Source organism: Streptomyces sp. NPDC027663 (assembly GCF_055566415.1).
In genome coordinates this window covers 1,015,428-1,035,539 of the sequence record NZ_JBVHSK010000001.1, presented here as the reverse complement: position 1 = coordinate 1,035,539, position 20,112 = coordinate 1,015,428, and the positions used below count along the sequence as shown (strand labels likewise).

Annotated in this window: 20 protein-coding genes; 10 read left to right on the top strand and 10 right to left on the bottom strand. The window is 71.3% G+C overall.

From position 1 onward, the window contains the following. Positions 1 to 101: 101 nt before the first annotated feature. Entirely contained in the window at positions 102 to 1,475 is a 1,374-nt protein-coding gene (locus ACZ4SF_RS04655) for an NAD(P)/FAD-dependent oxidoreductase (protein ID WP_468378146.1), read from the top strand. A 260-nt stretch (positions 1,476 to 1,735) separates the two neighbouring features. On the opposite strand, the gene ACZ4SF_RS04650 is transcribed toward ACZ4SF_RS04655, so the two are convergent. After that, positions 1,736 to 3,205 (bottom strand): regulator, encoded by a 1,470-nt coding sequence (locus ACZ4SF_RS04650; protein ID WP_468378143.1) that lies wholly within the window; start codon positions 3,203 to 3,205, stop codon positions 1,736 to 1,738. Positions 3,206 to 3,445: 240 nt separating this feature from the next. Between ACZ4SF_RS04650 and lipB the strand changes: the two genes are divergently transcribed. The 6 genes from lipB to ACZ4SF_RS04620 all read left to right on the top strand — a co-directional run bounded on the left by lipB (position 3,446) and on the right by ACZ4SF_RS04620 (position 8,919). Beyond that, on the top strand, positions 3,446 to 4,243 hold the full coding sequence (lipB, locus tag ACZ4SF_RS04645) for a lipoyl(octanoyl) transferase LipB (RefSeq protein WP_468378141.1): 798 nt from the start codon (positions 3,446 to 3,448) through the stop codon (positions 4,241 to 4,243). A gap of 112 nt (positions 4,244 to 4,355) precedes the next feature. Then, entirely contained in the window at positions 4,356 to 5,321 is a 966-nt protein-coding gene (gene lipA, locus ACZ4SF_RS04640; RefSeq protein WP_468378139.1) for a lipoyl synthase, read from the top strand. A gap of 231 nt (positions 5,322 to 5,552) precedes the next feature. Beyond that, complete coding sequence (locus tag ACZ4SF_RS04635; protein WP_468378136.1) at positions 5,553 to 5,750, top strand: SCO2195 family GlnR-regulated protein; 198 nt, start codon at positions 5,553 to 5,555, stop codon at positions 5,748 to 5,750. Between the two features lie 58 nt (positions 5,751 to 5,808). Beyond that, positions 5,809 to 6,510, top strand: a complete 702-nt coding sequence (locus tag ACZ4SF_RS04630) for a DUF4191 domain-containing protein (protein WP_468378133.1) — start codon at positions 5,809 to 5,811, stop codon at positions 6,508 to 6,510. 215 nt (positions 6,511 to 6,725) lie between these two features. Continuing rightward, positions 6,726 to 7,811 carry a right-handed parallel beta-helix repeat-containing protein gene (locus ACZ4SF_RS04625; protein WP_468378131.1) on the top strand — a complete coding sequence of 362 codons (1,086 nt, stop codon included), beginning with the start codon at positions 6,726 to 6,728 and terminating at the stop codon, positions 7,809 to 7,811. Positions 7,812 to 7,923: 112 nt separating this feature from the next. Continuing rightward, the gene (locus tag ACZ4SF_RS04620) at positions 7,924 to 8,919 is read left to right on the top strand and encodes a methyltransferase (protein ID WP_468378319.1); all 996 of its coding nucleotides are present in this window, start codon (positions 7,924 to 7,926) and stop codon (positions 8,917 to 8,919) included. A 76-nt stretch (positions 8,920 to 8,995) separates the two neighbouring features. Here the strand turns inward: ACZ4SF_RS04620 and ACZ4SF_RS04615 are convergent, their stop codons facing one another. Genes ACZ4SF_RS04615 through ACZ4SF_RS04585 form a run of 7 tightly spaced genes read right to left on the bottom strand, consistent with a single transcriptional unit; the run spans position 8,996 to position 14,163 of the window. Then, positions 8,996 to 9,328: a TcmI family type II polyketide cyclase gene (locus ACZ4SF_RS04615; protein WP_201831592.1), complete on the bottom strand. Its 333-nt coding sequence runs from the start codon at positions 9,326 to 9,328 to the stop codon at positions 8,996 to 8,998. A gap of 21 nt (positions 9,329 to 9,349) precedes the next feature. Beyond that, positions 9,350 to 9,829: an SRPBCC family protein gene (locus ACZ4SF_RS04610; protein ID WP_468378128.1), complete on the bottom strand. Its 480-nt coding sequence runs from the start codon at positions 9,827 to 9,829 to the stop codon at positions 9,350 to 9,352. Between the two features lies 1 nt (position 9,830). Then, a complete protein-coding gene (locus ACZ4SF_RS04605; RefSeq protein ID WP_468378125.1) occupies positions 9,831 to 10,085 on the bottom strand; it encodes an acyl carrier protein in 255 nt (84 codons plus the stop codon). A 20-nt stretch (positions 10,086 to 10,105) separates the two neighbouring features. Further along, positions 10,106 to 11,350 carry a ketosynthase chain-length factor gene (locus tag ACZ4SF_RS04600; RefSeq protein WP_468378124.1) on the bottom strand — a complete coding sequence of 415 codons (1,245 nt, stop codon included), beginning with the start codon at positions 11,348 to 11,350 and terminating at the stop codon, positions 10,106 to 10,108. A gap of 7 nt (positions 11,351 to 11,357) precedes the next feature. After that, positions 11,358 to 12,617, bottom strand: a complete 1,260-nt coding sequence (locus ACZ4SF_RS04595; RefSeq protein ID WP_468378122.1) for a beta-ketoacyl-[acyl-carrier-protein] synthase family protein — start codon at positions 12,615 to 12,617, stop codon at positions 11,358 to 11,360. Continuing rightward, entirely contained in the window at positions 12,614 to 13,045 is a 432-nt protein-coding gene (locus ACZ4SF_RS04590; protein ID WP_468378119.1) for a cupin domain-containing protein, read from the bottom strand. Before ACZ4SF_RS04590 ends, ACZ4SF_RS04595 begins: the two co-directional genes overlap by 4 nt. Positions 13,046 to 13,080: 35 nt before the next feature. Next, entirely contained in the window at positions 13,081 to 14,163 is a 1,083-nt protein-coding gene (locus tag ACZ4SF_RS04585; RefSeq protein WP_468378118.1) for a SchA/CurD-like domain-containing protein, read from the bottom strand. A gap of 200 nt (positions 14,164 to 14,363) precedes the next feature. On the opposite strand from ACZ4SF_RS04585, the gene ACZ4SF_RS04580 reads away from it, so the two are divergent. Beyond that, a complete protein-coding gene (locus tag ACZ4SF_RS04580) occupies positions 14,364 to 16,022 on the top strand; it encodes an FAD-dependent oxidoreductase (RefSeq protein WP_468378116.1) in 1,659 nt (552 codons plus the stop codon). Positions 16,023 to 16,084: 62 nt separating this feature from the next. Here the strand turns inward: ACZ4SF_RS04580 and ACZ4SF_RS04575 are convergent, their stop codons facing one another. Further along, positions 16,085 to 16,552 carry an RDD family protein gene (locus ACZ4SF_RS04575; protein ID WP_468378113.1) on the bottom strand — a complete coding sequence of 156 codons (468 nt, stop codon included), beginning with the start codon at positions 16,550 to 16,552 and terminating at the stop codon, positions 16,085 to 16,087. A gap of 210 nt (positions 16,553 to 16,762) precedes the next feature. On the opposite strand from ACZ4SF_RS04575, the gene glnA reads away from it, so the two are divergent. After that, positions 16,763 to 18,172, top strand: a complete 1,410-nt coding sequence (gene glnA / locus ACZ4SF_RS04570) for a type I glutamate--ammonia ligase (RefSeq protein ID WP_468378111.1) — start codon at positions 16,763 to 16,765, stop codon at positions 18,170 to 18,172. A 176-nt stretch (positions 18,173 to 18,348) separates the two neighbouring features. Here the strand turns inward: glnA and ACZ4SF_RS04565 are convergent, their stop codons facing one another. Next, a complete protein-coding gene (locus tag ACZ4SF_RS04565) occupies positions 18,349 to 18,939 on the bottom strand; it encodes an isochorismatase family protein (protein ID WP_468378108.1) in 591 nt (196 codons plus the stop codon). Positions 18,940 to 19,078: 139 nt separating this feature from the next. Here ACZ4SF_RS04565 and ACZ4SF_RS04560 point away from each other — a divergent pair, with 139 nt between their 5' ends. Beyond that, entirely contained in the window at positions 19,079 to 20,068 is a 990-nt protein-coding gene (locus ACZ4SF_RS04560) for a GlxA family transcriptional regulator (RefSeq protein WP_468378106.1), read from the top strand. Positions 20,069 to 20,112: the final 44 nt, after the last annotated feature.

Sequence of the window (20,112 nt, the reverse complement as noted above, 5' to 3'; positions counted from 1 at the left end):
TTGACCGATCGGGGGCCTAACCTCGACGCGAACTCGGGTATCGCTAAAGCCAGTTGGGGGCATGACGTCTCCACCGGCCGCGCAACCACAGGAGGGGCCTCGTGCTTGAGCCCGCGTACCAGGTGGACGTCGTCATCGTCGGAGCCGGAATCGCCGGCCTCTCGGCGGCTCACCGGCTGACCAGCGCAGGAGTCACGACCGCGGTCCTGGAGGCCGCCCCGTACGTCGGCGGCCGCATGGCGACCGAGAAGGTCGACGGCTTCCGGCTCGACCGCATCGGACAGTTGCTGTCCACGTCCTGTCCCGAACTCCGGCGGACACCGGGCCTGGACGCGCTGGCCGTGCGCCGGTTCGCGCCGGGCGTGCTGCTGCACCGCGACGGGCGCACCCAGCGTGCGGGCATACCGGCGGGCGGAGGGAGCGCACGGGGCGCACGCGGCGCACTTCATGTGGTGCGTTCCCTCGCCGGCTCCCCCAGGGCCACGCCGGCCGCGCCCGGCCGGACCGGGGCGCCCGTGGGCGGCGCGGTCGACCAGGCCCGCCTCGGCGCCGCGCTCGGCCGGATCGCCACGACCTCCGTCGAACGCATCCTGGGCCGCCCCGAGATGCCGGCCGCCCAGGCGCTCGCCCGGCGCGGGGTCCCGGCGCGCACCATCGACGGCTTCCTGCGCCCGCTGCTCGCCGCGCTGCTGTGCGACCCGGAGCTGACCACGTCCAGCCGCTGCGCCGACCTGGCGCTGCGCGCCTTCGCGAGCGGGCGGCTGTGTGTGCCGGAGGGCGGCGCGGACGTACTGCCGGAGCTGCTCGCCCGGTCGCTGCCGCCGGGCACCGTGCGCACCGGGGTGCGGGTCACCTCCGTGTCCACGACCTCGGTGGCCACCGCCGAGCACGGGCAGATCCGGTGCCGGGCGGTGCTGCTGGCCACCGACGCGCGGGCCGCGGCCGAGCTGCTGCCGGGCCTGCGGGTCCCGGACTTCCATCCGGTGACGGTCGTCCACCACACCACGGACGACCCGGCGGCGGCCTTCTCGACGGGCACGTCGCTGCTGCTGGACGCCGACCGGGGCGGGCCGGTGGCGCACACGGCGGTGCTCAGCAACGTGGACCCGAGCCGGGCGCCGGCCGGGCGGGTGCTGATCTCGTCCACGGTGCTGGGGCCGCCGCCCGAGGGCCTGGACACCGCCGTCCGCATCCACCTCTCGCGGCTGTACGGCACGTCGACGTGCCGCTGGGAGACGCTGGCCGTGCACCACACGCCGGAGGCGGTCCCGGCGATGCGCCCGCCGCACGATCTGCGCCGGCCGGTACGGCTGCTGGCGGGCCTGTACGTCTGCGGCGACCACCGGGACACCAGCACGGTCCAGGGCGCCCTGCACTCCGCCCACCGCGCGGCCGCGGCGATCCTCTCCGACCTGGGCGCGGGCGGCTCGATGCACCGCGCGGAGCCCGCGGCGACCCTGCCGAGGGCGGCGTAGACACGTCCCGAAGGGGCGCGGGGCAGTACTGCGCGACCGGCCACGACAGACGCGTCAACACGCGGACGACCGCCACCCGCGACAGCGAGTGGCGGTTCCGGCTCGGCACCGCCGGTCCGGCTCGGCACCGCCGGTCCGGCTCGGCACCGCCGGTCCAGCTCGGCACCGCCGGCCCGGCCCGGCTCGGCACCGCCGGTCCAGCTCCGCACCGCCGGTCGTACACGTCGTGGCCGGCCACCGTTGCGGCGGCATGAGGTGATCTACCCCAGCGCCGCGACCTTCTCGCGATACCCCCGTACCGGTGCCGCGTCCTTGTAGGGCTCCAGGCGGCGTTCGAAGTCCCTCACGTATTCGATCGCGCGAGCGCTCCGCATCTGCGCCGCCTGGCCGGCGGCCTCCGCGGCCAGTGTGCAGGCCTGGTCGAGTTCGCCGAGACCGAGGCGGGCGGTGGCGAGGACGACCCGGCAGAACAGGCGGCTGCGGGCATACGTGGGCGCCCGGAGCCGGAGCGAGCGCTCGGCATGCTGGGCCGCGGCCCGGAACTGCTGCAGATCCCGGTGGCAGTGCCCGAACTCGTCGGCGAGCTGGGCCTCGTCGAAGAACCCGGCCCAGTACGGCACCTCGTCCCCGGACCGGGCCGCCTCCAGGGCGCGCTCGGCCCGCACGAGCGCCGCGGTGCACGCCCGCACCTCGCCCAGCACGCCGTGCGCCCGCGCCTCGGCGGCGTGCAGCAGCGCCTGCACGACCGGCGGAGCACCCGTGCCCACCCCCTGCTGGGCGACCCGGGCCAGCTGCACGGCCTCCCTGCCGTGGCTGAGATAGACGGCCTGGCGGCTCATGGTGACCAGGACGAAGGAGCCGTACGCCCGGTCGCCGGCCGCCTGGGCGAGCCGCAGGGCCTGCACGAAGTACCGCTGGGCGAGTCCGTGCGCGGCGATGTCGTACGACGTCCAGCCGGCGAGCCGGGTCAGATCGGCCGCGGCCCCGAACAGGCTGCGGCCGGTCTGCTCGTCGTAGCTGCCACGGAGCATCGGCTCGCACTCGTGCTCCAGATAGCGCACCAGGGCCTGCCGGGCGTGACCACCGCCGAACCGGTCGTCCAGGGTGCGGAACAGCTCGCCCACCGACTGCAGCGCGGCGATGTCACCACCGGTGACCTTGTGGCCTGGCGCCCGCTCGGAGTTCACGCGCAACCGTGGCAGGACCGGCGCCCCCGGCCGGAGCTGGGGTTTCGCCGCACCGGGCCGGCCCTGCGCGGGTACCCGGGGCACCGGTTCGCGGGCCACCTTGTCGTCGGCCTTGCCGATCAGCCAGTCCCGGCTGGGCACGACGAGCCCGGCCGGGGTGAACGCGATCTTGCGCAGCTCGGCATGGCTGCCGGAATCCTTGCGCCACAGCCCGCTGACGATGTCGACGGCCTCCTCCGGGGTGGCCGCGAACTCCAGCCCGGCGTACACCGGCGCGCAGGCGTCCAGGCCGAGGTCCTGGGCGGTGAGCCGGCGCCCGAGCCGGCGGGTGAAGACCTCGGCGATGAGGGCGGGGGTCGTGCCGCGCGGCTGCTGCCCGCGCAGCCAGCGGGTGACGGATGTCTTGTCGTATCTGAGGTCCAGCCCGTGCTCGAGGCCGAGCTGGTCGACGCGACGGGCCAGACCCGCGTTGGAGAACCCCGCTTCTGCGATGAGCGCGGCGAGCTGGCGGTTGGGGGTGCGCTGCGCGGGTCGGTCCGTCATCTGCGGTGCGGTCTCCTGCCTTCCGGGCCTTTGAAGTGCCCGGATTGCCTTTGAGCAGCCCTTATGGCCTCACGAACGGCGCGAATGTAGCGGAGAGTGAGCAGACGATCGCACACTTCGCTGTGCATTCATCCGATCGTGTGAGGAAAGCCCTCCGGGCTGACGTACGCCGGACGGACGTACAGTGGCGTGGGCGCGCTACGTGCCTGACACGCCGGTTCGCTGAGGGAGGCGCTTGCCGTGAGTGAGTTGCGGTTCGTCCGTATGGGGTTCGGCGCGGATGCCGTCGAGTACCAGGAGGCGTGGGACGAGCAGCGCCGGGTGCACGCGGCCCGGTTCGCCGACGAGGTCCCCGACACGGTGATCCTCCTGGAGCACCCCCCGGTGTACACGGCCGGACGGCGCACCGAGGACAGCGAGCGCCCGCTGGACGGCACCCCGGTCGTCGACGTGGACCGCGGCGGCAAGATCACCTGGCACGGCCCCGGCCAGCTGGTGGGCTATCCGATCCAGAAGCTGCCCCGCCCGGTGGACGTGGTGGCGCACGTGCGGCGGCTGGAGGAGGCGATCATCCGCGCCTGCGCCGAGTTCGGCCTGGAGACCACCCGCGTCGAGGGCCGCAGCGGGGTGTGGGTGCTCGGCGACCCCGTCGAGCAGCGGCCGGCGATCGGGGGGCTGTCCCTGGACTTCGATCCGCGGCTGCAGGACGAGGAGTTCGACCCCCGTCTGAACGGCCCCGAGTACGCCCCCTCCAACGCGGGCCAGCGGCGCGAGGACCGGAAGATCGCCCAGATCGGCATCCGGGTGGCCAAGGGCGTCACCATGCACGGCTTCTCGTTCAACGTGAACCCCGACATGAAGTGGTTCGACCGCATCATCCCGTGCGGCATCCGGGACGCGGGGGTCGCCTCCCTCGCGGCCGAGCTGGGCCGGGACGTCACGATCGAGGAGGTCCTGCCGGTGATCGAGAAGCACCTGAAGGACGTCCTGGAGAACGCCGACCTCCGTCCGCGGGTGGTCGAGAAGGCAACCGCCTGATCGTCCGGCGGGAATGCGCCCTGCGGTCGAGGGGTTGGCCTGACCGGCAGGGCGCCATGAACACGGGCGTACCCTGGTGTACGCCGAAGAATCGAAGCTACAGGGAGCCGACGTGTCCGCAGTCGCACCCGACGGACGCAAGATGCTGCGCCTGGAGGTCCGCAACAGCCAGACCCCCATCGAGCGCAAGCCCGAGTGGATCAAGACCCGGGCGAAAATGGGTCCCGAGTACACGAAGATGCAGAATCTCGTGAAGGGCGAGGGCCTGCACACGGTCTGCCAGGAAGCCGGCTGCCCGAACATCTACGAGTGCTGGGAGGACCGCGAGGCGACCTTCCTCATCGGCGGCGACCAGTGCACCCGGCGCTGCGACTTCTGCCAGATCGACACCGGCAAGCCCGAGGCGCTCGACCGCGACGAGCCGCGCCGCGTGGGTGAGTCCGTGGTCACCATGGACCTGAACTACGCCACCATCACCGGCGTCGCCCGTGACGACCTGGAGGACGGCGGCGCCTGGCTGTACGCCGAGACCGTGCGCCAGATCCACGCGCAGACCGCGCAGCGCGAGGGCGGCCGTACCAAGGTCGAGCTGCTGGCCCCCGACTTCAACGCGGTCCCCGAGCAGCTGGCCGAGGTTTTCGAGTCCCGCCCCGAGGTCTTCGCGCACAACGTCGAGACGGTCCCGCGGATCTTCAAGCGGATCCGCCCCGGCTTCCGCTACGAGCGCTCCCTGAAGGTCATCACCGAGGCCCGTGACTTCGGCCTGGTCACCAAGTCCAACCTGATCCTCGGCATGGGCGAGACCCGCGAGGAGGTCGGCGAGGCGCTGAAGCAGCTGCACGACGCGGGCTGCGAGCTGGTCACCATCACCCAGTACCTGCGTCCCTCCGTGCGTCACCACCCGGTGGAGCGCTGGGTGAAGCCGCATGAGTTCGTGGAGCTGAAGGAGGAGGCCGAGCAGATCGGTTTCTCCGGTGTGATGTCCGGGCCGCTGGTGCGGTCCTCGTACCGTGCCGGGCGGCTGTACCGGATGGCCGTCGAGAAGCGCGGCGACTACATCGCCGTCCAGGCGGTCTGAGCCCAGCGCGTGTGAATTCACGCACAAGTAATTACCGGCCAGTAATGGCCGAGTCGACGCGGTCGCGACCGTCCTCGCTGATGAGGACGCCGTCGGGGCCGCGTCTGCGTTCCGGCTCGTCGCATCAAGGTTTCATCGGTGTTTGACCGCTCGGACACGCCCTGGTAACACCAATCAGTGACTCTGGTATCACGCCCCGTATCAACACCGTCCCGAGGGGGGACCTCGATCATGCAGGCCGCGCCCGTTCGCGCCACCGCCATCCCGTCCTTCACCGACGCGCTGCGCGCCGTCGAGTCGCTGCTGATGAGCGGCGGTCAGCGCACCGCCCGCCGCAACGCCTGGACCTCCGTCCTGGAGGACCGCCGCCGGGCCAAGGACCGGGTCGAGGCCCAGCGGGTCCTGGACCAGGCCGTCACCCGCTCCTGACCTCCCCCGCCGGGCACTGCCGTCGTCTGTGCTTCCGGGGGCACGTAGACTTCGTGGCATGGCGAGGAAGGAAACCGCGGCGGACGCCGCGAACGCAGGGCGACTGAAGCAGATCGCCCTCACGTACAAGATGACCCGCAAGGCCGACAAGAAGATCGGTCTTGTACTCGCGGCCGTCGGCATCGGCACCTTCGGTGTCTTCCTCGCGATCGGCTTCTTGCTCGGCCACCCGTGGTACCTGGGCATCTTCGGTCTGCTGGTCGCCCTGCTGGCGACGGCGATCGTGTTCGGCCGCCGGGCCGAGCGGGCCGCCTTCGGCCAGATGGAGGGCCAGCCGGGTGCCGCGGCGGCCGTGCTGGACAACATCGGGCGCGGCTGGACGACGACTCCGGCCGTGGCGATGAACCGCAGCCAGGACGTGGTGCACCGGGCGGTCGGCAAGGCCGGCATCGTGCTGGTGGCCGAGGGCAACCCCAACCGGGTGAAGAGCCTGCTCGCCGCCGAGAAGAAGAAGATGAACCGCATCGTCGCGGACGTGCCGGTGCACGATGTGATCGTCGGCACCGGAGAGGGCCAGGTCGAGCTGAAGAAGCTCCGCACCACCATGCTGAAGCTCCCGCGGGTGCTGACCGGGCCGCAGGTGACCACCACGAACGACCGGCTGCGGGCCATGGGTGACCTGATGAGCAACATGCCGCTGCCGAAGGGGCCCATGCCAAAGGGCATGAGGATGCCGAGAGGCGGACCGCGGGGCCGCTAGCGCTCCGCCTGTGCAACCGGATTTCATGCAGCCCCGGGCTCCTTCTCTGGAGCCCGGGGCTGCAGTGCCATGCGGGGCCGCACCCGGCCGCCGGTCGCCTCGGGTTCGTCGCGGTTGTTCGCGCAGTTCCCCGCACGCCTCGGGGCGTCGGCGGACACGCCGCCGAATGGAGCATCCAGCCGGTAATCGGCTCATGCGCTTCTAGCCTTCGGCATGTGACAAAACGCCATATTTCATACCTCGCATGCGCCACGACCCTCGTCGGTGCGTTCATCGGCGCGACCCCGGCGTCGGCTGCGCACCAGATCCTCGTGGTGCATCCGGGTGAGTCGATCCAGAAGGCGGTCAACGCCGCCAAGGCCGGTGACACGGTGCTCGTGCTGGCCGGCACCTACCGGGAGACCGTCACGGTCAAGACGACGGGACTGACGCTGCGCGGCGTGGGTCACCGCACGGTGATCCAGCCGCCCAAGAAGACCAAGTCCGCGGTGGCCGGCAAGAAGGCTTCCGTCACCTGCCTCGGGGCCGGCAATGGCATCTGTGTGGTCGGGGGCAAGAACAAGGCGCTGCGGGACGTCACCGTCGCCGACCTGAAGGTGACCGGCTTCGCCAAGACCGGGCTGTGGTCCATGGGGACCGACCGCCTGACCGTCGAGCGCGTGACCGCCGACGACAACGGCCAGTGGGGCATCGCCCAGGAGCACTCCACCCGTGGGGTGTTCCGCGCCAACACCGCCCGCGGCAACGGGGACGCGGGTCTGTTCCTCGCCAACAACGTGAAGGCCGAGCAGGGCGCCAAGGACAGCAAGGGCACGGTCGTCGAGCGCAACCACCTCGAGGCCAACCGGATCGGCATCACCGTCCGCCGGCTCCGCAACCTCACCGTCACCCGCAACTTCGTCACCGGCAACTGCGCGGGCGTGTTCGTCGTCGGCGACGAGAACAAGCCGAAGGCGGGTTCCCTGACCGTCAGCGACAACATCGTCGAGCAGAACAACAAGTACTGCAAGAAGACCGCCCGGCTGCCCTACCTGCAGGGCTCCGGCATCGTCCTGACCGGCACCGAGAAGGCGACGGTGGCGGGGAACAAGGTCGTCGGCCACCAGGGCAAGTCCCCGCTGTCGGGCGGCATCGTCCTGTTCAAGAGCTTCGTGGGCGTCACGAGCGAGAAGAACCGGATCACGGGCAACCAGCTGGAGAACAACTCCCCGGCGGACCTCGTCAACCAGGAGGCCGTCAAGCGCGACAACGCCTTCGACGCCAACTCCTGCCGGGTCTCCAAGCCCGCGGGGCTGTGCTGACCGGACGGCCGTAACCCACCCCCACAAGGAAGGAAGGCGGCACATGACCGCACCATCCCCCGAGGTCTCGGCTCCGCACCAGGCGGCGGCACCCCCCTCCCCTCCGCCGTCGATGCGGCTGCGAGAGCTGGTGTTCGGGGCGGCGTGTGCCGCCGCAGTCCGCGCCGCCGCCCGGCTGGGCGTGGCCGACGCGCTCGGCGACGCTCCCATGACCGCGGAAGGCTTGGCGGCCGCGTTGCGCACCGAGCCCAGGCCGCTGCGCCGGCTGCTGCGCGCCCTGTCGTGCCACGGCGTCTTCGCCGAGCGGCCCGACGGGACGTTCGCCCACACCGAGATGTCCCGGCTGCTGCGCGAGGACGACCCGAACAGCCTGCGGGCCATCGCCATGTGGTGCACCGAGCCGTGGACCTGGGACGCCTGGCCCAGGCTGGACGAGGCGGTGCGCACCGGGAAGAACGTCGTGGAAGACCTCTACGGCAAGGAGTTCTTCGACTACCTCAACGAGGACGCCCCCGAGTCCGCGGACGTCTTCAACCGCGCCATGACCCGTTCCAGCGAGCAGTCGGCACGGGAGGTGGCGGCCCTGCTGGACCTGTCCGGCAGCCGCTCGGTCGCGGACCTCGGCGGCGGGCAGGGCCATGTGGTGGCCTGCCTGCTGGACAAGTACCCGTCCATGCGGGGCAGCCTGCTGGATCTGCCGCGGGTGGTCGAGAACGCCCTGCCGCGGCTGCGCGAGGGCGGCGATCTCGCGGACCGGATGCGGATCGTGCCCGGCGACATCCGCGAGGCCGTGCCGGTCGAGGCCGACGTCTACATCATCAAGAACATCCTGGAGTGGGACGACGAGTCCACCACCCGGCTGCTGGGCAACGTCGTCGAGGCGGGCGGTCCCGGCGCCCGGGTCGTGGTCATCGAGAACCTCGTCGACGACACCCCGTCGATGCGGTTCAGCACCGCGATGGACCTGCTGCTGCTCCTGAACGTCGGCGGGGCCAAGCACACCACCGACAGCATGGTCAGCCGGCTCACGGCCGCGGGCCTGACGGTCGGTGACGTCCGGCCGGTGAACCCGTTCCTGCACGCGTTCGACTGCACGGTCACCGTGTGAGCGACACCCCCTCCGAGCACACCGGTGCCGGGTCCGCGTCACACGCGGGCCCGGCACCGGTGGTCCGGACGCAGGATCAGGCGCCGGCGTCGCGCTCCCAGACGTAGAAGCGCTGCGCCATGGCGTCCTTCGGGGACCGCCAGGTCTCCGGGTCGTACGCGCTGACGTACGCCTGCAGTCGGTCGCTGACCTCCCTGAACTCGGGGTGCGAGGTGACCTTGGCGATGGCCGGTCCGGGCTCGCGCTCGGACTCGATGAGGTGCATGTACACATCGCCGAACTGGAAGAGGCTGCGCCGGACCACTCCGACGAGGTGCGGCAGCTCTCCGCGGTCGGACTCCGCGAACACCTTGGCGATGTCGGGGGCGGAGCCCGGGGCCATCCGGGCGACGATCAGGGCCTGGTGCACGGTCGTCTCCTGTCGTCCGGCTCAGTCGGCCAGGGCTGGGGCGGGCCGGTGACCGGAGGCCGCCTTCTCGATCTTTTCCCGGATCAGGTCCATCTGGATCTTGGAGTTCTTGTTGATGTTGTCGGTCATCCACTCGTCGTCGACGGGGGCGTCCGGCTTCATCGCGAAGTCCTGGGTCCAGATCATCCGGGTGCCGGCGGACACCTCCTCGTACCGCCAGTGGATGTTCATGTGGGCGAAGGGCCCGGTCTCCACCCGGCGCGCCTTGACGGTGAGCGAGTCGCGGTCCGGCTCACGCTCGGAGACCCAGCTCCACACGGTGCCGTTCTCGTCGGGGTGCATGGTCAGCCGGAACGTCGTCTTGCGGCCCTCGCGGGAGAGGACCTCGACGGACGCGTACTCGCTGAACAGCTGCGGCCAGCGCTCCAGGTCGTTGGTCATGTCCCAGACCAGGTCGAGCGGGGCGGCGATGGTGATCTCGTTCTGGGTGTGTCCTGCCATGTCAGGCTCCTGCCATCAGGGTGCTGTTGACGAGGTTCAGGAACTGCTGCGGCGTCTTGCAGCGCTCCGCGTCGACCGGCATCGGGGTGCCGTGCGTGTTCTCCAGTTCGCCGACGATGCCGAGCAGGCCCAGCGAGTCGACGCCGAGGACGTCGAAGCCGGTTTCGGGCTTCTCCTGCAGCTGCTGCGGGCTGACGGTGACCCCGGCGGCCTTCTTCATCAGCGCGGCGAGTTCTTCCAGGGTGATCTGGGGCATGTTCTCCTCCTTTGCTGTACTCACAGCGCGGTGCCGGCTCGCAGCACCAGCGCCGAGTTCGACCCCATGAGTCCACGGCTGAGGACCAGTGCCGTCCGCACTTCGGCGACGCGGGCGCGGCCCGTCACGAGGTCGAGGTCGTGGCAGACGTCGAAGACGTTCGGCGTCGGCGGGATCAGGCCGTGCTCCATGGCCAGCACGGCCGCCGCGGTGTCCAGCACGGGGGCCGCGCAGTACCCCCGGCCGGTCCCGGTCTTCGGCGCGGTGACCGGTACCCGGGTGCCGTGCTCGCCGAGGGCGTCGGCGAGCGCCAGCGCCTCGGCCCGGTCGGCCTCCGGTACCCCGAGGGCGTCGGCGAAGACGACGTCGATCTCCTCAGGGGCGCAGTCGGCCTCCCGCAGGGCCTGCCGGATGGCGTGGGCGAGGCCGTCCCGGGAATCGGCCCACCGGGAGGCGCCGGTGAAGGTGGCCCCGTGACCTGCGACGAGGGCCCGCAGGTCGGCGCCGCGTTCCCGGGCGGCGCCCGCCGACTCCACCACGAGCATGGCGCCGCCCTCGGCCGGCACGAATCCGCACGCGCCTTCCGTGAACGGGCGGTACGCCCGGGAGGGGTCCTCCTCGCGGCTCAGCTCGTCGTAGCCGAGCTGGCACACCATCGAGTACGGCGCGAGCGGTGCCTCGGTGGAGCCGGCCACGATCACGTCGGTGCCGCGCCGCACCGCCCGCGCCGCGTGGGCGAGGGCGTCCAGGCCGCCGGCCTCGTCGGAGGCGACGACCGAGCAGGGCCCCTTGAAGCCACGGCGGATGGAGACCTGGCCGGTGCTCGCGGCGTAGAACCAGGCGATGGACTGGTAGGGGCCCACGAACCGGCTGCCCTTGCCCCACAGCTGCTGCAGTTCGCGCTGCCCGAACTCGCCGCCGCCGGACCCGGCCGCGGTGACCACGCCGATGGAGTACGGCGCGTCGGGGATGTCGGCCAGCGCGAGCCGGGCGTCGTCCAGTGCGAAGTCGGCCGCGGCCATGGCGTAGTGCGTGAACCGGTCGGTCTGGACGAGGAAGCGCTCCTCGATCGTGGCCGCCGGCTCGAAGGCGCGGACCTCACCGGCCACCTTGAGGGGAAGGTGCTCACAGCCCTCGCGGGTGACCCGGTCGAGGACGCTGAGGCCCTCCAGGGTGGCCTTCCAGAAGGTGTCGGTGCTGGTGCCGTTGGGCGCGACCACCCCGATGCCGGTGACGGCCGCACGCCGGTCCTGTGGTTCGCTCATCGTGTCCTCACTCCCTGGGACGGGTCAGGATCACCGCTGACTGGAAGCCGCCGAATCCGCTGCCGACGGACAGCACGCTGCCCAGCTTCCGTTCGCGGGCGACACGCGGGACGTAGTCCAGGTCGCACTCGGGGTCGGGGATCTCGTAGTTGGCGGTCGGCGGTACGACCTGCTTGGCGAGGGCCAGCACACAGGCCACCAGCTCGATGGCGCCGATCGCCCCGAGGGAGTGCCCCACCATGGACTTGATGGAGCTCATCGGGGTGTCGTAGGCGTGGTGGCCGAGCGCCCGCTTCACGGCCGCCGTCTCGTGGCGGTCGTTCTGCCGGGTGCCGGAACCGTGCGCGTTGACGTAGTCGATCGCCGTCGGGTCGAGCCGGGCCTGGTCGAGAGCGGTGTCGATGGCGCGCGCCATCTCCAGGCCCTCCTTGGTCAGACCGGTCATGTGGTAGGCGTTGCCGAAGGTGGCGTAGCCGCCGAACTCGCAGTAGACGTGGGCACCGCGGGCCCGGGCGTGCTCCAGTTCCTCCAGGACGAGCACGGCGCCGCCCTCGCCCATGACGAAGCCGTCACGGTTGTTGTCGAAGGGCCGGGAGGCGTGCGCGGGGTCGTCGTTGTTCGGCGACGTGGCCTTGATCGCGTCGAAGCAGGCCATGGTGATCGGGGATATGGGGGAGTCCGAGGCTCCCGCGATGCATATGTCGGCGCGGCCTTCCTGGACGGTGTGGAAGGCGTATCCGACGGCGTCCAGGCCGGAGGTGCAGCCGGTGGAGACGGTTTGCACCGGCCCCTGGGCGCCGAAGCGTTCCGCCACCGCGGAGGCCACGGTGCTGGGCGAGAACGCCCGGTGCAGCTGCGGCTCCGCCTCGGCGGGGTCGACGTCCCAGCGCTGCCCGCGGTGGCTGACCAGGACGTAGTCGTGCTCCAGGCGGGTGGTGCCGCCGACGGCGGTGCCCACGGAGACACCGACCCGCCAGGGGTCCTCCTGGGCGAGGTCGAGTCCGGAGTCGCGGACCGCCTCCTCGCCGGCGACCAGGGCGAACTGTATGTACCGGTCCGCCCGCTCGACCTGCTCGGCGTCCAGGCCGTGGGCGGCGGGTTCGAAGTCGCACTCGGCGGCGATCCGGGACCTGAGTCCGGTCGGGTCGAAGAACGTGATGCCCCGCGTCGCGGTGCGGCCGTCGGCCAGCAGATCCCAGAACGCCGGTACGCCGATCCCGCCCGGAGCCACGACGCCTATTCCGGTGACCGCCACGCGCCGGGTCATGACCGGACCTGTTCCCGGCCGGCCGGCTCGGCGGCGGCGGCCGCCGTCTCCTCGGTGTCGACGTGGCCGAGTGCCGGCCGCGGGGCCAGCGGGCCCAGGTGGAAGACGATCCGCGCCTCCACGTCGCCGACGTTGCGGAAGCGGTGCCGCATGTTCATGGGGATCATCAGCCCCTGCTCGGGCCGCAGCGGGTGCGGCTCGCCGTCCAGGTCCACCTCCAGCCGGCCGCAGACGACGTACACGAACTCCTCGGAGTACGGGTGGTAGTGCTCGCCGATGCGGTCGCCGGGGTTGATGATGGCCACGCCCATGAAGCCGCTGGTGGAGCCCACCGTGGCCGGGGTGAGCATGGCGCGCAGATCGCCGCCGCGTCGGGTGTTGGGCTCGGTCTCGCTGAGGTCCACGATCTTCGGAAGGGGTTTGATCACGACGTTCCTCCGTTGGTGTGCTGAGCCGGCCGGGGTCAGGCGTCCGGCGAGCGGCGGTCGGTGACGAGGTCCATGCCGACGGGCTCGCCGTCCAGCAGGGCGCTCAGCGCGGCCTGCCGTGCGGGCTCCGGCAGTGCGGCACGGGCGCCCAGACCGGGGCGTACGTCGACCAGCCGTACGACGACGTCGTCGCGCTGGAAGATCGTGCTGCGCAGGACCGGGCTGTCCGGGTCGTCCGCCGCCGCCGTGTCCTGCTGGGCGAGCAGCTCCGCCAGCCGCATCCCGCTGTCCGGCCGGGCCGGGTAGTACAGCGCCTGCCGCTCGCCCTCGGTGAGTTCGTCCGCGGTGACGTGGTGCACGGCGGGCAGCGCCGCCCGGGTGAAGAACACCCGTGCGGACTCCTGGTCGTCGAGGTCCCGCTCCTGCTCCAGATAGGGGTTGATGGCCTCCTCGACGGCTCGTACCTCGGGCTGACGGGCGACGTGCCGCAGGGCCGCGAGCAGGTCGCCGCGCACCTCGATGGCCCGCACGACACGGTTGCCGTGCATGAACAGGGAGGTGCGGCACAGCCGGGTGGTCTCGTCGACCCGCGCCTCGGGCGAGGCGTAGTCCGAGAGGATCCGCTTGACCTCCTTCTCACTGCCCGGCTTGACGGTGAAGGTCAGCGCGTGCCGGATGACGCCGTCGCCGATCCGCGGGGAGGTCTGCAGCCGGCGCCGGGTCGCGGCCTCGGCCGGTTCGCCGCCGGTCTCGCGGACGATGTGGAAGCGCAGCGACCGGGTGTCCCGGACGCAACTGTGCAGCGGTTCCACCATCCGGACGTGCTCCTCGCTGTTCACCCAGGTGAGGAACGGCGGGGCACTCTCCCACTCGCTCGTGATGAGCCACTGGGAGGGGTTCTCGATCGACTGGCACAGCTGGTCGCTGACGTGGCCGGGTACCTGCGCCACCTGGTTGCACAGTTGCTCGTAGGCCTCCAGGAACTGCTGCTGGGCGCCGTCGTGGACGTCCACGAGAAGGACGACCCGGAGACGGGAGCCGTCGAACACGGACTGGGAGACCCGTGTCGACACCTGCTGCGTCAACTGCTCCGAAAGCTTTTCCGACATGGTGGTCATGCTGCGCATCTCCTTGACGGGGGCAGGGGCGAACGCCGGCCGCCGATGACGCGACGTCAGCGCTTCTTGATCCTGTGCCTCTTCCCGTGGTGCGCGCGACTCGCGTGAACCACGTGGGTGATTGAGCACGCGAAAGGCCTCCCAGAGGGCACAGAAACACCAGAGCGCCCCACATCCCCACCCCTGCCACTGGAGCCTTGATGCAGCAGAAAGCCGATCACCAGGTCCCCGTCCTCGTCGTGGGCGGCTCTCTGGTGGGCCTGTCCCTGTCCGTGTTCCTGGGCCGTCTCGGCGTACCCCACATGCTCGTCGAGCGGCATTCCGGGACCTCGATCCACCCGCGTGGCCGCGGCAACAACCTGCGGACGATGGAGCTGTACCGGGTGGCCGGCATCGAGCCGGACATCAAGACTGCGGCCTCGCTCCTCGCGGACAACCACGGCATCCTGCAGACCCCGACCCTGGTCGGCGACGCCGGCGAGTGGCTGTTCCGGCAGATCGACCCGGGCGGCGGACTCGCGAGGTTCAGCCCCACGACGTGGTGCCTGTGCAGCCAGAACGACCTGGAACCGGTGCTCCTGAAGGGGGCCCGGGCGCTCGGCGGCGACCTCCGTTACTTCCATGAGCTGGAATCCTTCGAGCAGGACCCCGAAGGAGTGACCGCGTTCGTCCGGGACCGCGACAGCGACGAGCTGTACACGGTCCGTGCGGACTACCTGGTGGCCTGCGACGGCCCGCGCAGCCCGGTCCGGCGCAAGCTCGGCATCGGGCAGAGCGGCCCCGGCGACCTCTTCGCCAACGTGAGCGTCACCTTCCGCTCCAAGCTGCTCGCCGACACCGTCGGCGACCGGCGCTTCATCTGCTGCTATCTCACCCACCCCGAGGCCGACGGCGCGCTGCTTCCCGTCGACAACAAGGAGCACTGGGTGTTCCACGCCCCCTGGCACCCGGAGCAGGGCGAGACGCTGGAGGAGTTCACCGAGGAACGGCTGCGGCGCCACATCCGGCTGGCCGTCGGCGTCCCCGACCTCGACGTCGAGATCACCGGCAAGGCGTCCTGGCGTGCCGCCGAACGCGTCGCCGAGCGGTACACGGCCGGCCGGGTCCTGCTCGCCGGGGACTCGGCGCACGAGATGTCCCCGACGGGCGCGTTCGGCTCGAACACCGGTATCCAGGACGCCCACAACCTGGCCTGGAAGCTGGCCGCCGTCCTGGAGGGCTGGGCCGGGCCCGGGCTGCTGGAGACGTACGACACCGAGCGCCGGCCGGTCGCCATGGCCACCAGCGCCCGCGCCTCGGCCCGCTCGGTGGAGCACAGCCACCCCGGTTTCGCCCCCACTCCCGGGGTCGGCGGCGGGCCGCGCAGCGGCATTCTCCCGGTCGTGCTCGCCTACCGCTATCTGGAGGGCGCCGTCGTGGGCGCCGACCAGGCCCAGCCGGTCGTACCCGAAGAGGTGCGGCTGACCGCGGATCCGGGCAGCCGGGCCCCGCACCTGTGGCTGCGCCGCGGGGGCGAGCGGGTCTCCACGGTCGACCTCTACGAGCGGTCACTGGTGCTGCTCAGCGACGCCGGGTCGGAGGCCGGCACGGCCTGGCACGACGCCGCCCGGCGCATCGCCGACACGGACGGCGTACGTCTGGAGGCGTACCGGATCGGTGCCGGGGCGGACGCGGAGCTGACGTACGACGCGGAGGGCCCGGGAGGCGGCAGCGACTGGGCGGCAGCGCACGGCACCACGGCCGACGGGGCGGTGCTGGTGCGGCCGGACGGGTTCGTGGCCTGGCGCTCCCCCGGTGCCGTACGGGATCCGGAGGCCGGGCTGCGCGAGGTGCTGGCGGCGGTGCTGCGGACGGGCTGAGCGCGGCGGCGGCGCGGCGGCGGAACGGACCCGGCGGCCCAGGGCCACCGGGTTCACCGCGTTCAGATCCGCACTTCGACCGTCTTGGCGAGCCGGTCGTGCAGGCCGCGGCCGTCGCGGTCCCAGATCAGCGCGGGGACGGCGAGGCACAGCAGAACCGTGCGCAGCAGGGCGCGGCCCGGGCTGACGGTGCCGGTCTGCAGGGCCACCACCCGGATGCCGAAGAGGCGCTTGCCGGGGGTGGAGCCGACCGTGCCGACGGTCAGGGCGCTCAGGACGAAGAAGATGCCGAGGGCCCAGTTGCTCGTAGCGGGGCCATAGCCGTGGGTGATCAGGCCGTATGCGATCAGGACGCACAGCGCCCAGTCCACGGCGATGGCGCCGAGGCGCCGCCCGGGCCGTGCGAGCGAGTTCGGTCCCTGCTCCGGGAGACCGAGCTGTTCGCCCCGGTATCCGAAGTCGGCGCCCGCCTCTTCCATGGCCGCGCGCGGCCCGGAGAGCCACGATCCGATTGCCTGCCTGTTGTCCACGCGTCCACGGTACTGTGCCCGCTTTCGGGCACTACGCGCAGGGGTGTGTCGGGGCTACGGTGGACAGGTGGCCGGTTAACTTCTGCGAAACAAACGGGTCACGCCCGAGAAATCACCCGTCCCTAGGGTCGGGACCAGCGTGTGCCACCGCACTGGCCGCACGAACGATCTACCACCCCGGCGTCGACGGTCGGGAGTAGGAGGAGCTGGATGTTCCAGAACGCCGACGAGGCCAAGAAGTTCATCGCGGACGAGGACGTCAAGTTCGTCGACGTCCGGTTCTGCGACCTGCCGGGCGTCATGCAGCACTTCACGGTGCCCGTTGAGGCGTTCGACCCGGACGAGGAGCTGGCCTTCGACGGATCGTCGATCCGCGGTTTCCAGGCCATCCACGAGTCCGACATGGCGCTGCGCGCCGACCTGTCCACCGCCCGGGTGGACCCGTTCCGCCGCGACAAGACCCTCAACATCAACTTCTTCATCCACGACCCGATCACGGGCGAGCAGTACTCCCGTGACCCGCGCAACGTGGCGAAGAAGGCGGAGGCCTACCTCGCGTCGACCGGCATCGCGGACACCGCGTACTTCGGTCCCGAGGCCGAGTTCTACGTCTTCGACTCGGTCCGCTTCGCGACGGGCGCGAACGAGTCCTTCTACCACATCGACTCCGAGGCGGGTGCCTGGAACACCGGCGCCCTGGAGAACAACCGTGGTTACAAGGTCCGCTACAAGGGCGGCTACTTCCCGGTCCCGCCGGTCGACCACTTCGCCGACCTGCGCGCCGAGATCTCCCTGGAGCTGGACAAGCAGGGCCTGAAGGTCGAGCGCCAGCACCACGAGGTGGGCACCGCCGGCCAGGCGGAGATCAACTACAAGTTCAACACCCTGCTCGCCGCCGCCGACGACCTGCAGCTCTTCAAGTACATCGTGAAGAACGTGGCCTGGCGCAACGGCAAGACCGCGACCTTCATGCCGAAGCCGATCTTCGGTGACAACGGCTCGGGCATGCACGTGCACCAGTCGCTGTGGAGCAACGGCGACCCGCTGTTCTACGACGAGGCCGGCTACGCGGGCCTGTCGGACACCGCCCGCTACTACATCGGCGGCATCCTCAAGCACGCCCCGTCGCTGCTGGCCTTCACCAACCCGACGGTGAACTCGTACCACCGTCTGGTGCCGGGCTTCGAGGCGCCGATCAACCTGGTGTACTCGCAGCGCAACCGCTCCGCCGCGATGCGTATCCCGATCACCGGCTCGAACCCGAAGGCCAAGCGCGTCGAGTTCCGCGCCCCGGACTCCTCCGGCAACCCGTACCTGGCCTTCTCGGCCCTGCTCCTCGCGGGTCTGGACGGCATCAAGAACAAGATCGAGCCGGCCGAGCCGATCGACAAGGACCTGTACGAGCTGGCTCCCGAGGAGCACGCGAACGTCGCCCAGGTCCCGACCTCCCTCCCGGCCGTCCTCGACTCGCTCGAGGCCGACCACGAGTTCCTCCTCCAGGGCGACGTGTTCACGCCGGACCTGATCGAGACGTGGATCGACCTCAAGCGCACCACCGAGATCGCGCCGCTGCAGCTGCGTCCGCACCCGCACGAGTTCGAGCTGTACTTCGACGTGTGACAGACGCCCCGAAGCGCCGCCGAGGCCCCGCCGCTCTCCCGGGAGAGCGGCGGGGCCTCGGTGTTCGTGGTGCCGTTCAGCGGGCCTGTCGCAGGGAGGGCAGCTCCCCGCTGCCGGTGCCGCCGTGCAGCAGACCGACGGACCCGGGGTGCGGGGCGGGTGGCCGGCCCGGTGGCTCAGGTCAGCGCGGAGGCCGACGGGACGACCACGCCGTAGAGGTCCTCGATGGTCGCGAGCGCACCGTGGTGGACCTGTTCGGCGCCGACCTCGGCGACAGCCGTCCGCAGCGGCCGGGTCGCGGAGGCGTCGGCCACCACGGTGGGCCTGTTCCCGCGCAGGAACGCGCCCTGCGCGGTGAACAGCACGCACATGTGGGTCATGAACCCGGCGATCACCACGTCCTTGTGGCCGGCGGCGTCCACGTGCTCGGCGAGGTCGGTGTCGAGGAACGCGTTGGGTACGCCCTTGACGACGACGGGCTCCCCGTCGACGGGGGCCACGCGGGGGTGGATCCGGCCGATCTCGGCGCGGATGTCGTACGGAGTGCCCTCGCCGCCGTCGTTGATGACGTGGACGACCCGGGCACCCGCGGCCCGCGCCCTGGCCAGCAGGTCGGCCGCGGCGTCGAGGGCGGCGTCCCAGCCCTCCAGCTCCATCACGCCCCGCGTGTAGGTGTTCTGGTAGTCGACCAGGATCAGCGTCGAGGCGGCGAGCGAGGCCGGGGTCTGGTCGAAGCCGTTCAGTTCGCGCAGCGTCGTGGTGGGCATGGCTGCCCTTTCTGCCGAGGTGTCGTGGGTACGGCGACCACGCTATGAGCTGCCCTGCATGGCAGCAATGTCATGTAACTTGCAGATCCGGACATGCGCCGGGCGGCCGGCCCGGCGGTGTCTGCCGAGGGGAGAGCACATGAGCGGTGTCCGGCGGTTCGTCGTCATCATGCTGTTCGACGGCGTCGACCTGCTCGATGTCACCGGTCCGCCCGAGGTGTTCGCGCTGCTCCGCCGGGAGACCGACGACGCCACCGGCTACGAGGTGGTCCTGGCCGCCGAGACCCTGGACCCGGTCACGACCGCCGCCGGGGTCCGGGTGCTGCCCGACGTGACCTTCGCGCAGGCGTCGCGGCGCACCATCGACACCCTGCTGGTGCCCGGCTCGGTCGAGGTCGACGAGCAGCGCCGGGTGCACGCCCTGACCGATCCGGCCCTCGTCGGCTGGGTGAAGACGCTCGCCGACCGGACCCGCCGCATCGCGTCCGTCTGCGTCGGCGCCCATCTGCTCGCCGCCGCCGGGCTGCTCGACGGCCGACGGGCCACCACCCACTGGTCGACCGCGCAGCAGCTCGCCACCGAGCACCCCTCGGTCGAGGTCGACGCCGACCCGATCTTCATCAGCGACGGCGGTGTGTGGACCGGCGCGGGCATCACCGCCTGTCTGGACCTGTCGCTCGCGCTCGTCGCCGAGGACCACGGCGAGGCCGTCGCCCTGCGGGTGGCCCGTCAGCTGGTCATGTACCTGAAGCGGCCGGGCGGTCAGAGCCAGTTCAGCGTGCCCATCGAGCCCGTCTCGACGACGCGGCGCATGACGGAGCTGCGCCACTTCGTCACCGAGCACATCGCCGAGCCGCTGACCATCGCCGACCTCGCCCTCCATACCCACGTCAGCGAGCGCCAGCTCACCCGGATCTTCAAGACGGAACTCGGCACCACCCCGGCCGCCTACGTAGAGGCGGCCCGCGTCGAAGCGGCACGGAACCGGCTCGAGACCACGGACGACACCCTGGAACGCATCGCGTGCGCGTGCGGCTTCGGTACGACCGACACCCTCATCAGGGCGTTCCGGCGCCGGCTCGACACGACCCCCACCGAGTACCGCAGCCGTTTCCGCCACTCCCGCTGACCGGCCCGGATCCCGCGTGCACCGTTTGCACCACTTCGGCCGAC